Here is a 15,699-nt window from a genome sequence, read left to right as displayed (position 1 = left end):
TGGGATGTGCGGATGCTTATTTCTGGGTGGTGAAGTCGCTGATCTCGGTGTACTGCTGCCGGATGCCGCCGGGCACGATGTAGTTTCCGACATCGGGATCGCTGTAAACCGAGTAGGCCACGGTGGGGTTGGTGGTGGAGGCCGGCTGGCTGGGATCGGCCAGACGGTAGGCAAAGCCCTTGTTGATGTACCAGCTGTAGCGGCGGTTGGTCTGGAGCGGCGTGACCGCGCCACCGAGCAGCTCCGCTTCAAACTGGTGCGGCACGCCCAGCACGTCGCTGCTGGCGTCGTACGTAACGGTGTCGTTCACAGTCTCGGGATCACTGTCAGTGGCCCAGCTGTCGCGGAACACGTAGTAGAGGTTGTTGCCGGCCAGATTGCTCAGAATCTGATACTCGGGTTTCTGCGCCGCATCGAAGCCCTGGCGCACTATCAGCCGTTTGCCCACATAGGCGTAGTTTTCTCCGGTGAAGGTGTCAGCCACCCGCAATTCCAGGTGTGCGCCCGTGGCTCCGGTCGAGAAGGCATTGAGCTTCATGGTGTAGGTGGGCGTCAGGGCCACGTCGTGACTGTCCTTGGCCGGGAACACCAGCTTGGGCCGGAACTCGGGCAGGGTATAGGTCCGGGCCACGTCGCTGGTCATGTCGTTGCTGCCCACGGCGGCGACCTTGTAGAAGTAGTCATGGCTGGTTTGCAGGGTGGCCGTGTTGTCGCTGACTGTGCAGCGGCGCGTGGTGGCTTCCTTGGCAGGCGCCGCGCACTGGGCGCTGCCGGCAAAGGCCACCTGCTTGTAGGGGCCGGCCTCGCTGTCGGCGCGCAGCACCCGGAAGCCGGTGTAGCCCGTCAGATCTGCGGGCGCGTCCCAGGACGTCGTGACCCACAGGTTGGTGCCGCTGGTGGGCGCGTCGGGCTTGGGAACGCTGTAGATGTAGTCGATTCGCTCGCTGAGGGTGTACGACACCGCACTGACCTTGCCGGGAGCGGTCACCGGCCCGGTGGCAGCGGTCCGGTTGATGCTGATCGGCACCAGATACGCGACGCGGTTGTAGTTGAAGTCCAGCCCCACAACCTGCAGGTACACGTCGCCCTTCAGGCCGGTGGCATTCAGGGTCACCAGATCGCTGTCCTGACCGTCCGTGCCCTTGCCGGGTTTAACGTAGCCAGGGTCCAGTTCGGTCAATCCGGCCCGCGCATCGGCCCAGGTGCCGTTCTCATCGATGGTGACCAGCGAGAACAGGTAATAGCGCATCACGCGCGGCGTGTCGCTGTTCTTGACGGTGTAGGCCCGGACGTTCACCACGTTGTCGAAAGCTGCGCCCGCGGCCAGCGCCTTCCAGTCCTCGACCTCGCCCTCGGCCGTGAGGCCCGTGGGGGTCTCCAGCTTGAGCTGAGGCACGTCGGTGGTGGCCTTGGGATCTGCCGACTCGAACTGCGCGATCTTCAGGTGCGTGTTGATGGTCCCCTTGGCCACGGCTCCGTTGAAGGCCGAACCGGCCCAGCCCGTCTTGACGAACACCAGGTCATAGCTGCCCTCGGGAATCTTGGCAAACTCTGCGTAGCCCTGGGCATTGGTGGTGGCTTTGCCGACCACCGTCTTGCGGTCTCCCGCCTTGTACAGGTAGGCGGTGCTGCCTTCAACGGCGACCCCACGGTTGGAACGCACGAGGTCAACCGACAGGGTGGAAGGGCCAGTGCCCAACACCGAATCCGTGGGCTTTTCGTCTGGTGGAGTGCCGTTGGTGGTTCCGCAGGCCCCCAGCAGCAACGCGCTTGACAGCAAGACGAACGGAAGAATGCGCCGTGATTTCATGTGGTCTCCTTGTGGACCCAGATGGACCCAGCTCAGAACGGTTCGGATGGGCAGACGTGGGCTCGGTGCATACACGGAACACGACGCAGGCCGCAGAGTGAATTTCCCCGTTGACTGAGGCTGCGACGCTTGATGATGGAATCAAGCTACTTGTGGGACGGAGGCAAGATAGCGCCCGATTTCCAAGTGAGCAAGCACTTTTCAAGCTCTCATCATAACTGCCTCATCTTTGCTCCCGGCAAGTCACCCAGGGCAGTTCTGACCGTATGCAGGCCATCGGGACTGGCTGTGTCCTACAAATTGGGCAACTATGGTTGCCTTTTTAACCGGGTAGCCCTCGTGCATTAAGGCAAGAGAAAGGGAGAAGCCACGCGGCTTCTCCCTCTTGACAGGTCAGCGGAAGCTCAGCGCACGACCTTGAATTTCTGGCTGGTGTAGACCTCGGTGTGGGCCGGGTTGCTGGCGTCGCCCAGCGGCTTGAGGGCACTCACGCGCAGGCTGTAGATCCCAGCCGGAGCGTCCTTGCCGCCCTTCAGCTTGCCGTCCCAGTTCAGCAGGCTGTAAGCGTCGCAGCTGGTGCTCGCCTTGGACAGATCGTTGGTGCAGTTGCGGGCCAGGTAGTCGTTCTGCAGCAGCGTCTGAACAACCGCGCCGTTTTCATCAAGCAGATCGAAGGTCAGCGTGCGGATCTGGTGGGCGTAGTTGACCACCAAGTAGGGAGCGTCCATGACGGTGTCTTTGCTGCCGTCGCTGTAGGTCACTTCCACATCCTTGAAGGTGTAGTCCGGCATGTCAGGCAGAGCGGCCCCCTCGGGGTACAGCGCGTCGTCGGCGTCGTCGGCCAGTAGCGGTGCGTTGTAGGCCTTGCCGCTGATGATCAGATCACCCAGCGACTGCAGGCTCTGGTAGTCCCCCTTGAATCCGGAGTAGGGCACCACGAGGTTCGGGCTGGTGGCGCTTTGCAGGAACACATAGCCGCCGTACTGGGCCTTGTCGGGAGCGGCGGCAGGTGGGGTCACCACCACGTTCAGCTCCAGCTCGCTGAAGGGCGGCACAACCACTTCCACGCCAGCGTCGGCGTCGGCGCTCTGGCCGTTGACCGTCATGGTGGCGTATTTCTGGTTCGGGACAGGAGCCAGGGTGGTACCGGCCAGGGTCAGGGCCGGGTAGTTGTAGGCTCTGTAGGCCTCGCGGCGCGGGCCGGTGTTCTTCAGCACGATCACCTTGTTGCGGGTGGCGAAGGTGTCGCTCTCGCCCAGGCTGAGCTTGCTGGGGGTGGCGCTGACCGTGTTGCCGTACGCCGCCACGATGTCCACCATGCCCGCACCCTGACGCTGCACGTAGTCGGGCAGGCCCTCAAGGAGCGTGCTGCCGTTCAGGTACCAGCGCAGCGAGGCCGTGTTCATCATCAGGCCGCGCATGTCCTTGGCCTGGGTCTTGGGGTAAGCCTGCAGGATCAGGGCCACTGCGCCGGCGACGTGGGGGGAGGCCATGCTGGTGCCGCTGAGCACCGCATAGCCGCTGCCATCGCCCGTGCTCAGCGGATAGGTGCTGTAGATGTTGCCGCCGGGCGCGCCGATGTCGGGCTTGAGCTCCAGTTCGGCGGACATCCCGAACGAGCTGAAGCTGCTGCTGGCGTTGGCGGTGGGGTTGTTAACGGCCACCTTGCCGCCGTCGAAAGTCATGCTGACTCCACCAGCGATCAGGCTGTCGATCTTGACGCCATCGACATCGCTGACAGACACCACAGGAATGGTGATGGCCGGATCGGTCGGGTTGGGGGGAGCCACCGTAGGGTTGATGTATCCGGCGGCGTTGTTGTACAGGATGACGGCGCTGGCCCCGGCCTTCTGGGCATTGCTGGCCTTGATGTAGAAGCTGCAGGTCCCACGGCGGATCAGCACGGCCTTGCCCGTCAGGCTGTTGGGCTCATAGGCATCGCAGCCGTCGTCGGTGACTGTGGGGCTGCCTTTGGGTCCTTTAGCAATGGGCAACGTCGTGCCCTTCCCCGGCAGGGGTGAGCCGGTGGCCGTGTAGAAGCCGATCTTGGTCTTGGCGCTATCGGACAGCGTGAAGCTGCTCAGATCGATCTTGATGTTGTCCACTGACGCCACCGAGATCACGCTGTCGCCCATGGTGGGGCCGCCCATGCTGTACTGGCCGTTCGCGCCGCTGTTCCCGGCAGAGGCCACCAGCACCACGCCCTTCTTGACCATGCGGTTGCCTGCCTTGGCCAGGGGTGTCTCGGCCCAGTCGTCGAAGGCCGAACCCAGGCTCATGTTGACGACCTGCATCCCGTCCTTGACCGAGCGCTCCATGGCTTCCAGGATCACGTCGTCGTAGGAGCTGCCCTCACACCCGAAGATGCGGTACGCGCCGAAGCTGACCTCGGGCGCCACCCCCTTGAAGTTATTGGCGGCGACATTTCCGCCGACGATGCCCGCCACGTGCGTGCCGTGACCGTTGCAGTCGTCGGGGTTGTCGTCTGGAACAGGAACGTACTTGCCATCCTTGCCGTAGTCATCGCCCACGAAATCGTAACCGGCCACGATCCGGCCCTTGAACGCCGGGTGATCCACGTCGATCCCGGTGTCGATCACGCCGACCTTGACGCCCTTGCCGGTCAGGCCCAGTTCGTTCTGCGCGATGTCTGCGCCGGTCATGCCCTTGGCGTAGTACATCTCGGGGGCGGCCAGCGTGTTCGGGCTGACCGTGACCTTTGGCGCGTCGACGCGGCGGACGGGGTAGACCCCGATCACGCCGGGCAGGCGAGAGATGCGGTTGATCTCTGCCCCACTGGCCACGACGCTGAAGCCGTTGAACAGGGTGCTGTAGCTCTGGACCTCGGTGTACTGGATGCCCTGTGCCACGGCCTGCGCCCGGAAGCCGGCCTGCTGACCGCTGATGCTCTGTGCGGAGATGCCGGTCGGGTCGCCGGCGAGTTCGACGAACCATTTGCCGGGGGTCTGGCTGGCATTGCGCAGGCTGGACGGCATTTTGACGCCCTGCTGGCCGCTGCCGGTGCTCGCGCTGGGCGTGGTGACGGCATTCTGTCCGCAGGCGCCGAGAACCAGCGACAGGCTGAGGAAGGCAAGGGTTCTGACGGTCTTGTTGGGTTTACTCACAGTGTGTACTCCTTGGCATCCGCCGGGGCTCAGCGGTTCGTCAGCGCGATCTGGTAGGTATTGGTGATCTTGTTGTCGGTGGCTTCGGCATCGTCATGAATGTCGAAGCTGGTCAGGGCCACGTAATACGTGCCTGTTTGCGGGACGTTGAAGCGGATGGCGGATTCCAGATCTGCGCCGCCGTCATCATCCTTTTCCACAACTGTCTTGCCGTCTGGCATCAGGATCTGGACGTAGGGGTCAAGGGTGCTGTTGGAGTCGATGCTGGTGCTCTTGACCGTCAGCATCAGCTTGTCACCCTCCGCGGCGTCAAACTTGAAGTAGTCCATGTCGCGGTCCTGACCGGCGATGCTGCCGTTGATAGGCTTGCCGACCATCAGCGGGGTGGCGGTGGCCGTGCTGTCGTTGGGTTCGTTGGGGTCGATGTCCACCTTTACCATGGCGGTCGCCTCGGCACTGTTGCCCGCAGCGTCGGCGGCTACGGCGCGGTAGTTCAAGGTGCCGTTGTCGGCGGCGGTCACGCTGTCCTTGAACTCGTAAGGGGCCGTGGTATCGATGCCAATTTCCTTGTCACCGCGGTAGAAGGTGACCTTGGTCACGCCCACATTGTCACTGGCGTCGGCCGTGAGGCTGATTTCCCCAGCTGCCATCACGATGGTCGGAACCGCCTTCAGGCTGACGGTGGGTTTGGTGACGTCAATATTGACCGTCACGGTGGTGGTGGACTCTCCCTTATTCCCAGCGGCGTCGACAGCTACGGCGCGGTACACCACGCTGCCGTTCTGATCGGCGGTCACGTTGTCCTTGAACTCGTAAGGAGCAGTGGTGTCGGTGCCGATTTCCTTATCGCCGCGGTAGAAGGTCACCTTGACGACGCCCACATTGTCCTTGGCGTCCGCCGTCAGGCTGACCGGACCAGCGGCCGTGACGGTCTTGGGAGCCGCTGTCAGTGTGACCGTGGGCTTGGTGGTATCCGCAGGCGGTGCGGTGCTGATGTTCACCGTCACGGTGGTGGTGGATTCCCCGATGTTTCCGGCGGCATCCGTCGCGACGACGTGGTAGTTCAGGGTGCCGTTATTGGCCGCCGTCACGTTGTCCTTGAATTCGTAAGGGGCTGTGGTGTCGCTGCCGATCTCGGTGTCATCACGGTAGAAGGTCACCTTGACGACACCCACATCATCGGTGGCGTCGGCCGTCAGGGTCACTGCGCCAGCGGCCGTGACGGTCTTGGGAGCCGCTGTCAGTGTGACCGTGGGCTTGGTGGTATCCGCAGGCGGGGCCGTGCTGATGTTGATCGTCACCGTGTCGGCGGCGTCTGCGGTGTTCCCGGCAGCATCGGTGGCCACAGCACGGTAGACCACGCTGCCGTTCTGGTCGGCGGTCACGTTGTCCTTGATCTCGAAGGGGGCGGTGGTATCCGTACCGATTTCCTTGTCACCGCGGTAGAAGGTGACTTTGGTCACGCCCACGTTGTCGCTGGCGTCGGCGGTCAGGGTCACGGTGCCAGCGACCGTGACGGTCTTGGGGGCAGCCGTGAGCTTGATGGTAGGGGCGGTCACGTCGCCTGGAGTGGTGCCTCCACAGGCCGTGAGCAGCAACCCGGTGAGGGCCAGGAACGCGAGGGGTGAGGATCGCTTCATGTGATCTCCTTCTAGCTTCGTACTCGGAATTCTCTGAATGGAAAAGATGAGTACAGCACGTTGCGGTGACCGAGAGGGACACAGCCGTCAAACGGTATGTGACATTCTCGTGTCTGAGACGCCTGATTCAGAACCAGGCCGATGTGGGACGGGCGCAAGATAGCGTCTGGACCACCTGTAATCAAGTTCTTCACATGAGCTCATCACGAGCGTCTGGTCCTCAGATTGGCGTTTGAAAGGTCAAATATCTTGTGCTTAGCCAAGTGTGAGGCTACTTTGCGCTTTTGAGCACTCAGACGCTCATCTCTCTTCTTTCTGGTTCTCATGCCCTTTGGCCTATGGTGATGGCATGCGCTCACTTCTGCCTGCCGCCCTGCTGCTTCCGCTGATCCTGGCCGCCTGCGGGCAGCAGGAGGTCAAAGCCCCCGCCGATTACGCCCTGAGCGGCACCATCGGCGGCGACTGGGGAGCGTCCCCCAGGCTGCGGCTGGCGCTGGTGGGCACGGGGGTGCCGGTGGCCGTCACGAACGACAGCGGCATAGCCCAGAACGTCGTCAGCACCGGCGTGAACATGTGGCAGTACGGCTTTGATCTGCCGGGGATTCCCGGTGTGGCAGGCGTGTATCAGGTGGTGGCCTTCGACGACGCCAACAACGACGCCCGCCTGACGCTGGGCGAGACGGTGGCACGCAACCGGTTGTGGCTGATCTTCAGCCCGGCGGCCGGCACCTTCGGTCCGCTGGATCTGCCTGAAAGCTGGCCCGGCGGCGGCGAACTGCTGCCCCAGATGACCGTGTCGCGCGGCTGGAACGTGTATGACCGTTCGGTGGCGCTGGGTGACGGAAACCCGCGATCGGTCGGCAAGATCACGAACTACGACATCAGCCGCTGAACGGCCTGCCGTCCCTCAGTCTTTGAATTCGTAACCCTGTCTCAAGGCCGTAACGTTTGGGCCGACGCTTTTTGCGGCGCGGTGGCCCTCTAGGCTGGGCAGATGAGGTTTTCCCCCTTCCTGTGGCTGTCCCTGTTGCTGACTGCCCCGCTCTCCAGCACCCAGGCCGGGGCACAGTCGGCCGCCGCACTGGCGAACATCGACGTGGCGGACATGAGCATCGCTGCCGCCCGCGAAAAAAAGTATCCGGGCAGCGCCCTGAACGTGCTGACAAATCTGCGCGCCGGCAGCAACTACAGCCGTCAGGTGGTGTCGTATCAGTCCGATGGCCTCAAGATTCACGCCCTGCTGACCGTTCCCAACGGCACGCCGCCTAAAGGAGGCTGGCCCGCCATCGTGTTCAACCACGGCTATATCCCGCCTCAGCAGTACCGCACCACCGAGCGCTACGTGGCGTATCAGGACGCCTTTGCGCGTGCGGGGTTCGTGACCCTCAAGAGTGACTACCGGGGCCACGGCAGTTCTCAGGGCGAGGCGCTGGGCGGCTACTACTCGCCCGGCTACACCGACGACGTGATGAACGCGCTGGGCAGCCTGAAGCGGGACGGGCGGGTGAACGCGGCGCGCATCGGCATGTGGGGGCACAGCATGGGCGGGTTTCTGACCCTGCGGGCCATGGTGATTGATCCAGGCATCAAGGCCGGGGTGATCTGGGCCGGGGTGGTGGGCGATTACGACGCCATGATGACCAGGTGGAACAGTCCGGTGCCCGCCAGCATTCCGCAGGGTGTGCTGAACCTGCGCAAAACGGCGGTGGCGAAATACGGCACGCCCGCCAAAAACCCGGAATTCTGGGCCTCGCTGAGTGCCAACAGCTACCTGAAGGATCTGGGCGGCCCGCTTCAGCTGCACATCGGCACGGCGGACGAGGACGTACCGGTGGCGTTTCACACCACGCTGAGCAAAGACCTCAAGGCCATCAACAAGCCGGTGGCGAGTTACGTCTATCCCGGCGACAACCACAACCTCAGCCGCAACCTGCAGACGGCCCTGAACCGCAGCGTGGCGTTCTTCAAGGACAATCTCTGATCCCATGAGGCGACTGGTCCATTTCGTGGTGCTGCTGCTGGTGATGGGGGCAGGTTACGTCGCTGTGACCCAGCCGGAAAATCTGCCGTTCAGGGTGCCGTGGCAGGGGCAGACGCCAGCCGCCCCAGCTCCGCAGGCTGAAGCTGAAGGGGACGCCTCCACCGAACCGCCGCCCGATACCACCGTCCGGACTGGTCCGTTCGGTGAAGTGACCGACGCCGCCCTTGAGGCGCTGGTGGCCCGTCAGCCCATCAGCATTCCGGCGCTGCGGGCGCGCGAGTATCCGGGCAGCCGACTGACGGTGGTGCGGACCCTGAACGCGGGCAGCAACTACAGCCGTCAGGTGGTGTCGTACCAGTCGGACGGCCTCAAGATTTTCGCGCTGCTGACCGTTCCGAACGGGACACCGCCCAAAGGGGGCTGGCCCGCCATCGTGTTCAACCACGGCTACATTCCGCCTCAGCAGTACCGCACCACCGAGCGTTACGTGGCGTATCAGGACGCTTTCGCGCGGGCCGGGTACGTGACCCTCAAGAGCGACTACCGGGGGCACGGCGACTCGGAGGGCGAGGCTGGCGGCGGGTACAACGATCCCGGCTACACCGTGGACGTGCTGAATGCCGCCGCCAGCCTGAAAAAGGACCCACGGGTGAACCGTGACCGCATGGGCGTGTGGGGGCACAGCATGGGCGGGCAACTGTCCCTGCGGGCCATGCTGGTGGATCCGGACCTGAAAGCTGCCTCGCTGTGGGCGGGCGTGGTCGCCAGTTACGACGTGCTGGCCACCGACTGGAACCCGCCCAAGGGAGAGGAAAAACCGACGCTGGACCGCCTCAATCGCCGCTACCTGCGTGCCTTGAGCCCCAACGCCTACCTGCAGGACCTGGACGGGCGGCCCATCGAGTTGCAGCAGGGCACCGCCGATGAGGACGTGCCCTACAGCTTTCAGCAGGCTTTCGCCGACGATCTGCGTGCCGCCAGGCAGCGCTTCACCGCCTACCGGTATCCCGGCGACAACCACAACCTGAGCGGCAACCTGCGCACGGCGCTGAACCGCAGCGTGGCGTTTTTCAACGACAACCTGTAGCCGCAAGGAGAGGCCAGAACCCCCGCCGTCTGGATAACCCGTTTGACTTTGCCCGGCGCAGTCCCTAGCCTCGGAACTGCTCCTTAAGGCATTTCAATTCAGTGCTCCGGCGGTCCTCACCTTTCCTTGTGTTTCAGGAGGCTTCTATGCGGCGTTCCCTCTCCCTTTCTCTGGCCCTGCTGGGCGCAGCGTCTTACGGCACCGTGGCGGGCGCGGCCACCCTGGTCTACGGCGCAGGCGGCGAGCCCGTGTCGCTGGATTCCGGCACCATCACCGACGGCAATTCCGCCACGCCGCAGATGATGGTCTACGACGGGCTGGTGCGCTTCAAGAACGGCACCAGCGACATCTCGCCCAGTCTGGCGCTGAGGTGGACCTCGAATGCCAACGCCACCGAATGGACCTTCACCCTGCGGCAGGGCGTCAAGTTCACCGACGGCACGCCGTTCAACGCCGACGCGGTGGTGTACAACGTCAACCGCTGGTGGGACCCGGCGGCCCCCGGCGGCGCGAAGGAACTGGGCAAGACCTTTACCTCCTGGCAATTCATCTTCGGCGGCTTCAAGGGCGACGCCGGAACCATCCTGAAAAGCGTGCGGACCGACGGCCCCAACAAAGTGATTTTTACCATGACGCGCGGCTACGCGCAGCTGCCCGAAACGCTGGCCACCAGCTTCTTCGGCATTGCCAGCCCGGCGGCCATCAAGAAGGCGGGGGCCAAATACGGCACGCCCGCCGCGCTGCCGGTGGGCACCGGGCCGTTCATCATGCAGGACTGGAAGACCGGGGACCGCATCAATCTGATTCCCAACAAGGCGTACTGGGGCACCAAGGCCAAGTACGACGCGCTGGTGCTGCGCTTCCTGAAAGACCCCAGCGCCCGCCTGAATGAGCTGAAGGCCGGCACCATCGACTTCACCACCGACCTGAACCCCGAACAGCTGAGCGCGGTCAAGGCCGACAAGAACCTCCTGCCGGTGCTGGTGCCGTCCTTCAACGTGGGCATGCTCAGCCTGAATCTGGGCAACAAGTACCTGAAGAACGACAAGGTGCGGCAGGCCATCAGCATGGCGATCAACAAGAAGGCCATCGTGGACGCCTTCTGGGGTGATCTGGGCGTGACCGACGCCAGCTTCCTGCCGCCGGCGCTGAAATGGGCCAACAGCCCGAATGTACCCGCCGACTACAAATTCGACCCCGCAGCGGCCAAGAAGCTGCTCGCAGACGCGGGCTACCCGAATGGCTTCTCGCTGGACCTGTGGTACATGCCGGTGTCGCGCCCGTACTTCCCCACGCCCAAGCCGATTGCCGAGGCGATGGCCGCCGATCTGGCCGCCATCGGCATCAAGGCCACCCTGAAAACCGAGGACTGGGCCAAGTACCTGGATGACCGCAACAAGGCCCCCGGCTTCGATATGTACATGATCGGCTGGACCGGGCCGTATGCCAGCCCGTACAACTTCTACAACACCTATTACGGCGAAGAAGCCAGCGCCGACAGCAATTTCGGCAACCAGAAAATCTTCGATCAGCTGCGGGTGGCCGCCGCCGCCAGCACCCGCGCGGCGCAGGCCAAAGCGTATGCCCAGATCCATCAGCTCACGTACGACGCCAACGTCCGCCTGCCCATCGTGCATTCGCGCCCGCTGGCGGCCATCCGCACCTACGTCAAGGGCTGGCAGCCGGGGCCGTCCAGCCTGCTGCCCTTCGAGGACATCACGATCGACGGCAAGAAGTAAGTCCACCTCTTCTGAACGTGAGCAGGGTGACTCGGCGAGGTCGTTCGGGTCACCTTCCTACCTTTCAAGCTCTCCCACGAGGAGTTCCCATGACCCAGAGCATCCGTCAGCCCACGCCCGCCAGCATCGAGGACTATGCCCTGCAGCAGCAGGTGATCCAGTGGCGCCGCTACCTGCACGAGCACCCGGAACTGTCGTTCCACGAGACCGAGACCGCCGATTTCGTGGAGGGTCAGCTGAGCAAATTGCCCAACCTGACCGTCACGCGGCCCACGCCGACCAGCGTGCTGGCGACCCTGAAGGGCGGGGCCGGGCCGGGGCGCACCGTGCTGCTGCGCGCGGATATGGACGCGCTGCCCATCACCGAGGAAACCGGGCTGCCCTTTGCCAGCAAGCGTGCGGGGGTGATGCACGCCTGCGGCCACGACGCGCACACCGCCATGCTGCTGGGCGCAGCCAAGGTGCTGTCGGGCCAGCCGGAGAAATTACACGGCGAGGTCCGTTTCATCTTTCAGCACGCCGAGGAGCATTTTCCGGGCGGCGCGCAGCAGATCGTGGACAGCGGCGCGCTGGCCGGGGTGGACGTGGTGATGGGCGAACACGTGATGAGCCCGATTCCGGTGGGCGTGATCATGCTGCGCGAGGGGCCACTGATGGCCTCGCCGGACGGATTCGACATCACCATTCAGGGCAAGGGCGGCCACGGCGCAAGTCCGCACGAGACCGTCGATCCGGTGGTGATCGCCGCGCAGATCGTGCTGGCCTTCCAGAGCGTGATCTCGCGCCAACTCGATCCGATTGTCCCCGCCGTCCTGAGCGTCACGCAGATTCATTCCGGCACGGCGCACAACATCATTCCCGACACGGCCACCCTGAACGGCACGGTGCGCACCTTTGACCCGGAACTGCGGAAGCTGATGCCGCAGCGCATGGAAAAGATCGTGCAGGGCATCACCGAGGCCTTCGGGGCAACCTACACCTTCAGCTACCAGAACGGTTACCGCGCCACCGTCAACGACGCGGCCACCACCGCCATCCTGCGTGAGGTGGCCGCCGAGACCTTCGGCGATACGGTCACGGTTACGGACGGCAAACCGCTGATGGGCAGCGAGGATTTCAGCGCCTACATGACGGTGGCCCCCGGAACTTTCGTGCTGATCGGCGCGGGTGGCCCGGACCACGCGCCGCACCACCACCCCAAGTTCGACATCGACGAGCGCGCCCTGGACCACGGCACGCGGATGTACATCGCGGCGGCCCGGCGCCTGACACAGCCGGTGTAGCAGCGCAAACACGGAGAGGGAGGAGCGTGAGATAGCCCCACGCTCCTTGTTCGGATGCTGTTGGAAATCCGCTGGTGGCCCCCAGCGTGACTGAGAGGGCCGACTTCGGCACGCCTCACCGGACGTGCCCACTGCCCCACCGGAAGCCTGTCCAGGGGCGGCGGGCCTCCAGAAGCAGTCAGCGCTGACGGGGGCCTTGGTTACCGGGCCGAGGAAGTGACGCTCCTTGGTGAATGCGAATGAAGTCTTCTCTCTGTCTACAGCGGCATGTTCCCGTGCTTCTTGTAGGGCCGGGTCTCGGCCTTGTCGCGCAGCATGGCAAACGTCTGAATCAGGCGCTGACGGGTCTCTTCCATCGGGATCACGTCGTCGATGTAGCCCTTGCTGGCGGCCACGTAGGGGTTGTCGAAGGCGTCCTTGTAGTCGGCAATCTTCTCGGCGCGGGTGGCTTCCGGGTTGTCACTGGCGTTGATCTCGCGGCGGTAGACGATGTTGGCGGCCCCCTCCGCGCCCATCACGGCGACGGCGGCGGTGGGCCACGCGTACACCACGTCCGCGCCCATATCCCGGCTGTTCATGGCGAGGTACGCGCCGCCATAGCTCTTGCGGGTAATCAGCGTGATCTTGGGCACGGTGGCCTCGGCGTAGGCGTACAGCATCTTTGCGCCGTGGCGGATAATGCCGGCGTGTTCCTGCGCCACGCCGGGCAGAAAGCCGGTCACGTCCACCAGCGTCAGCACGGGGACGTTGTAGCAGTCGCAGGTGCGGATAAAGCGGGCGGCCTTGTCCGCCGCGTCGATGTTCAGCGCCCCGGCCATCACGCGCGGGTTGTTGGCAACGATGCCCACACTCTGGCCGCCCAGCCGCGCGAAGCCCACCACGATGTTTTTGGCCCAGTTCGGCTGGATTTCCAGGAACGTGCCGTCGTCCACCAGCTCGTGAATGACCGCGTGCATGGCGTAGGGCTTGCGCTGATCCGGCACCACGATGTCCAGCAGGTTGTCGTTGCGGCGGTCGACGGGATCATCCGTCTGGTGTACCGGGGGCTGCTCGTGGGCGTTCTGGGGCAGGTAGCCCAGCAGGTCACGCACCCCGGCCAGCACGGCCGCGTCGCCGTCGTATTCCAGGTGGGCCACGCCGCTCTTGCGGGTGTGCACGTCCGCGCCCCCCAGCGCCTCAAAGGTCACGTCCTCGCGGGTCACGCTCTTGATGACCTCGGGGCCGGTAATGAACATGTAGCTGCTGCCCTCGCTCATTAAAATGAAGTCGGTCAGCGCCGGGCTGTACACCGCGCCGCCCGCGCAGGGGCCAAGGATGGCGCTGATCTGCGGCACCGCCCCCGAGTAGATGGCATTGCGGTAGAAGATCTCGCCGTAGCCGCTCAGCGAGTCCACGCCTTCCTGGATGCGCGCCCCGGCCGAGTCGTTCAGGCCGATCACCGGGCAGCCGGTCTTGGCCGCCAGATCCATGATCTTGGTGATCTTGGCGGCGTTCATCTTGCCCAGGGAACCGCCCAGCACGGTGAAGTCCTGTGAAAATACGAAGACCTGCCGCCCGTCGATGGTGCCGCGCCCGGTCACGACGCCCTCGCCGGGGGCCTCCACGCCCTGCATCAGGCGTCCGCCGCGGTGTTCGACGAAGGTGCCCATCTCCAGAAAGCTGCCGGGGTCCAGCAGCGCGTCGATGCGCTCGCGGGCGGTCAGTTTGCCCCCGTCGCGCTGCTTTTGCTGGCGTTCCTTGCCGCCGCCGGCCTCCACCTTGCCGCGCCGCTGCTCCATCTCGGCGATCAATTCCTGCAACTCCATGCCGGGCTGTGTCATGCGGTGCATCCTATCCAAACGGGCGTTAGGAAGTTCTCTGTTCAGCGGGAAGGCAGGTTTGCCAGCAGCGTCCGCGCCTGCTCGGCCACCTCGGCGTCGGCCACGACGGCGTAGCGGTCCGCCTTCATCCCGCCGATGGAGGTGAAGTCGCGCCGCCCACCGCTCAGGGCGTAGCCCACCAGCCCCCAGACCAGCCCGAAGATGGCCCCCACCACCATGCCGTAGGCGATGGAGAACAGCAGGTTGCCGCTGCCCAGGCCCAGGACGCTGAAGATCAGGCCCACGAACAACCCGATAAACAGCCCCTGCCCGAAGCCCAGACCCGCCGCGCGGCCCCAGTCCAGGCGGCCCGTGACCTGCTCGACGGTCTTGAGGCCCTCGCCGATGATGGCGGTGCGCTCGACGGGAAACTTCTGATCGCTCAGGTAGTCCACGGCGCGCTGGGCGTCGAGGTAGTTGGTGTAGGTGGCCACGTTGATACGGGCACTCTGGTCTGGAATCAGGGCGGCGCGGGGATCAGGCTGGGTCATGGGGGTCACGTCCTTTGTCCCAGCCTAGAGAACGGCGGCTCCGCGCGACTGAGTGCAGGGTTGAGGCGGCCTCATGCTTGCCTGCTGCTCGCGTGGGGCTGCTAGCGGCCCACTTCCACCAGGATGCCCCCCTCCTCGCTCATGCGGACGATGTTGGCGAGGGTGTGGATGGGCACGCCCAGATCGGCCAGATGCTCGCGGCCCGACTCGAACTGCTTTTCCACCACGCAGCCCAGGCCCAGCAGCGTGGCCCCGCTCAGTTCGATCATGCCGGTCAGGGCGCGCAGCGTGCCGCCGGAGGCCAGAAAGTCGTCGATGATCACCACGCGGTCCTCCGGTCCCAGGAATTCGCTGCTGACGAACAGGTCGACGTTCCCGCCCTTGGTGCGACTGACCGAGGACGCCGTGAAGGCCGGTTCCTTCATGGTCAGCGGCTTTTTCTTGCGGGCGTAGACCATCGGCACGTTCAGCTCCATTGCCGTGGCAATCGCCGGGGCGATGCCGCTGACCTCAATGGTCAGAATCTTGTTGGGCCGCAGCGGCGCGAACAGTTCTGCGAAGCGCACGCCCATCTCGCGCGTCAGGCCGGGCAACAGTTGATGGTTGACCAGCCCGTCCACCTTGAGAAAGCCGCCGGGCAGAATGACGCCCTGCTGCCGAATCGCGTCCACCAGTGATTGCATG

At 64.4% G+C, this 15,699-nt stretch carries 11 protein-coding genes; 5 read left to right on the top strand and 6 right to left on the bottom strand.

The annotated features are described in order from the left end of the window. Nucleotides 1–16 precede the first annotated feature (16 nt). From FHR04_RS02430 to FHR04_RS02415, 3 genes are all read right to left on the bottom strand, one after another. Nucleotides 17–1,810, bottom strand: a complete 1,794-nt coding sequence (locus FHR04_RS02430) for a DRA0282 family DNA-binding protein (RefSeq protein ID WP_249038929.1) — start codon at nucleotides 1,808–1,810, stop codon at nucleotides 17–19. Nucleotides 1,811–2,214: 404 nt separating this feature from the next. Beyond that, nucleotides 2,215–4,935, bottom strand: a complete 2,721-nt coding sequence (locus tag FHR04_RS21550) for a S8 family serine peptidase (protein ID WP_276341328.1) — start codon at nucleotides 4,933–4,935, stop codon at nucleotides 2,215–2,217. Nucleotides 4,936–4,964: 29 nt separating this feature from the next. Further along, entirely contained in the window at nucleotides 4,965–6,575 is a 1,611-nt protein-coding gene (locus FHR04_RS02415) for an Ig-like domain-containing protein (RefSeq protein WP_139400513.1), read from the bottom strand. A 349-nt stretch (nucleotides 6,576–6,924) separates the two neighbouring features. On the opposite strand from FHR04_RS02415, the gene FHR04_RS02410 reads away from it, so the two are divergent. The 5 genes from FHR04_RS02410 (at nucleotide 6,925) to FHR04_RS02390 (ending at nucleotide 12,665) form a co-directional block, all read left to right on the top strand. Beyond that, the gene (locus FHR04_RS02410; RefSeq protein ID WP_139400511.1) at nucleotides 6,925–7,467 is read left to right on the top strand and encodes a hypothetical protein; all 543 of its coding nucleotides are present in this window, start codon (nucleotides 6,925–6,927) and stop codon (nucleotides 7,465–7,467) included. Nucleotides 7,468–7,569: 102 nt separating this feature from the next. Further along, the gene (locus FHR04_RS02405) at nucleotides 7,570–8,556 is read left to right on the top strand and encodes an alpha/beta hydrolase family protein (protein WP_170213820.1); all 987 of its coding nucleotides are present in this window, start codon (nucleotides 7,570–7,572) and stop codon (nucleotides 8,554–8,556) included. Nucleotides 8,557–8,560: 4 nt separating this feature from the next. Then, complete coding sequence (locus FHR04_RS02400; RefSeq protein WP_139400509.1) at nucleotides 8,561–9,643, top strand: alpha/beta hydrolase family protein; 1,083 nt, start codon at nucleotides 8,561–8,563, stop codon at nucleotides 9,641–9,643. 146 nt (nucleotides 9,644–9,789) lie between these two features. Beyond that, nucleotides 9,790–11,382 carry an ABC transporter substrate-binding protein gene (locus FHR04_RS02395; RefSeq protein WP_139400507.1) on the top strand — a complete coding sequence of 531 codons (1,593 nt, stop codon included), beginning with the start codon at nucleotides 9,790–9,792 and terminating at the stop codon, nucleotides 11,380–11,382. Between the two features lie 89 nt (nucleotides 11,383–11,471). Further along, a complete protein-coding gene (locus FHR04_RS02390) occupies nucleotides 11,472–12,665 on the top strand; it encodes a M20 family metallopeptidase (RefSeq protein ID WP_039681969.1) in 1,194 nt (397 codons plus the stop codon). 257 nt (nucleotides 12,666–12,922) lie between these two features. Here the strand turns inward: FHR04_RS02390 and FHR04_RS02385 are convergent, their stop codons facing one another. The 3 genes from FHR04_RS02385 to xpt all read right to left on the bottom strand — a co-directional run bounded on the left by FHR04_RS02385 (nucleotide 12,923) and on the right by xpt (nucleotide 15,698). After that, entirely contained in the window at nucleotides 12,923–14,485 is a 1,563-nt protein-coding gene (locus FHR04_RS02385) for an acyl-CoA carboxylase subunit beta (protein WP_139400505.1), read from the bottom strand. A gap of 41 nt (nucleotides 14,486–14,526) precedes the next feature. Next, complete coding sequence (locus tag FHR04_RS02380) at nucleotides 14,527–15,015, bottom strand: YflT domain-containing protein (protein ID WP_139400503.1); 489 nt, start codon at nucleotides 15,013–15,015, stop codon at nucleotides 14,527–14,529. Nucleotides 15,016–15,116: 101 nt separating this feature from the next. Next, nucleotides 15,117–15,698 (bottom strand): xanthine phosphoribosyltransferase, encoded by a 582-nt coding sequence (gene xpt, locus FHR04_RS02375; RefSeq protein WP_139400501.1) that lies wholly within the window; start codon nucleotides 15,696–15,698, stop codon nucleotides 15,117–15,119. Nucleotide 15,699 lies beyond the last annotated feature (1 nt).

The sequence above is a fragment of the Deinococcus radiopugnans ATCC 19172 genome, from assembly GCF_006335125.1.
Classification (GTDB): domain Bacteria; phylum Deinococcota; class Deinococci; order Deinococcales; family Deinococcaceae; genus Deinococcus; species Deinococcus radiopugnans.
The sequence above is the reverse complement of the archived record's forward strand: the minus strand, read 5'-3'. Positions and strand labels throughout refer to the sequence as shown.

Bases quoted from the DNA above. Each gene is read 5' to 3' on its own strand.
- FHR04_RS02405 (WP_170213820.1), top strand. From the start codon at position 7,570: ATGAGGTTTTCCCCCTTCCTGTGGCTGTCCCTGTTGCTGACTGCCCCG.
- FHR04_RS02415 (WP_139400513.1), bottom strand. From the start codon at position 6,575: ATGAAGCGATCCTCACCCCTCGCGTTCCTGGCCCTCACCGGGTTGCTG.
- xpt (WP_139400501.1), bottom strand. From the start codon at position 15,698: ATGCAATCACTGGTGGACGCGATTCGGCAGCAGGGCGTCATTCTGCCC.
- FHR04_RS02385 (WP_139400505.1), bottom strand. From the start codon at position 14,485: ATGACACAGCCCGGCATGGAGTTGCAGGAATTGATCGCCGAGATGGAG.
- FHR04_RS02410 (WP_139400511.1), top strand. From the start codon at position 6,925: ATGCGCTCACTTCTGCCTGCCGCCCTGCTGCTTCCGCTGATCCTGGCC.
- FHR04_RS02430 (WP_249038929.1), bottom strand. From the start codon at position 1,810: ATGAAATCACGGCGCATTCTTCCGTTCGTCTTGCTGTCAAGCGCGTTG.
- FHR04_RS02380 (WP_139400503.1), bottom strand. From the start codon at position 15,015: ATGACCCAGCCTGATCCCCGCGCCGCCCTGATTCCAGACCAGAGTGCC.
- FHR04_RS02400 (WP_139400509.1), top strand. From the start codon at position 8,561: ATGAGGCGACTGGTCCATTTCGTGGTGCTGCTGCTGGTGATGGGGGCA.
- FHR04_RS02395 (WP_139400507.1), top strand. From the start codon at position 9,790: ATGCGGCGTTCCCTCTCCCTTTCTCTGGCCCTGCTGGGCGCAGCGTCT.
- FHR04_RS02390 (WP_039681969.1), top strand. From the start codon at position 11,472: ATGACCCAGAGCATCCGTCAGCCCACGCCCGCCAGCATCGAGGACTAT.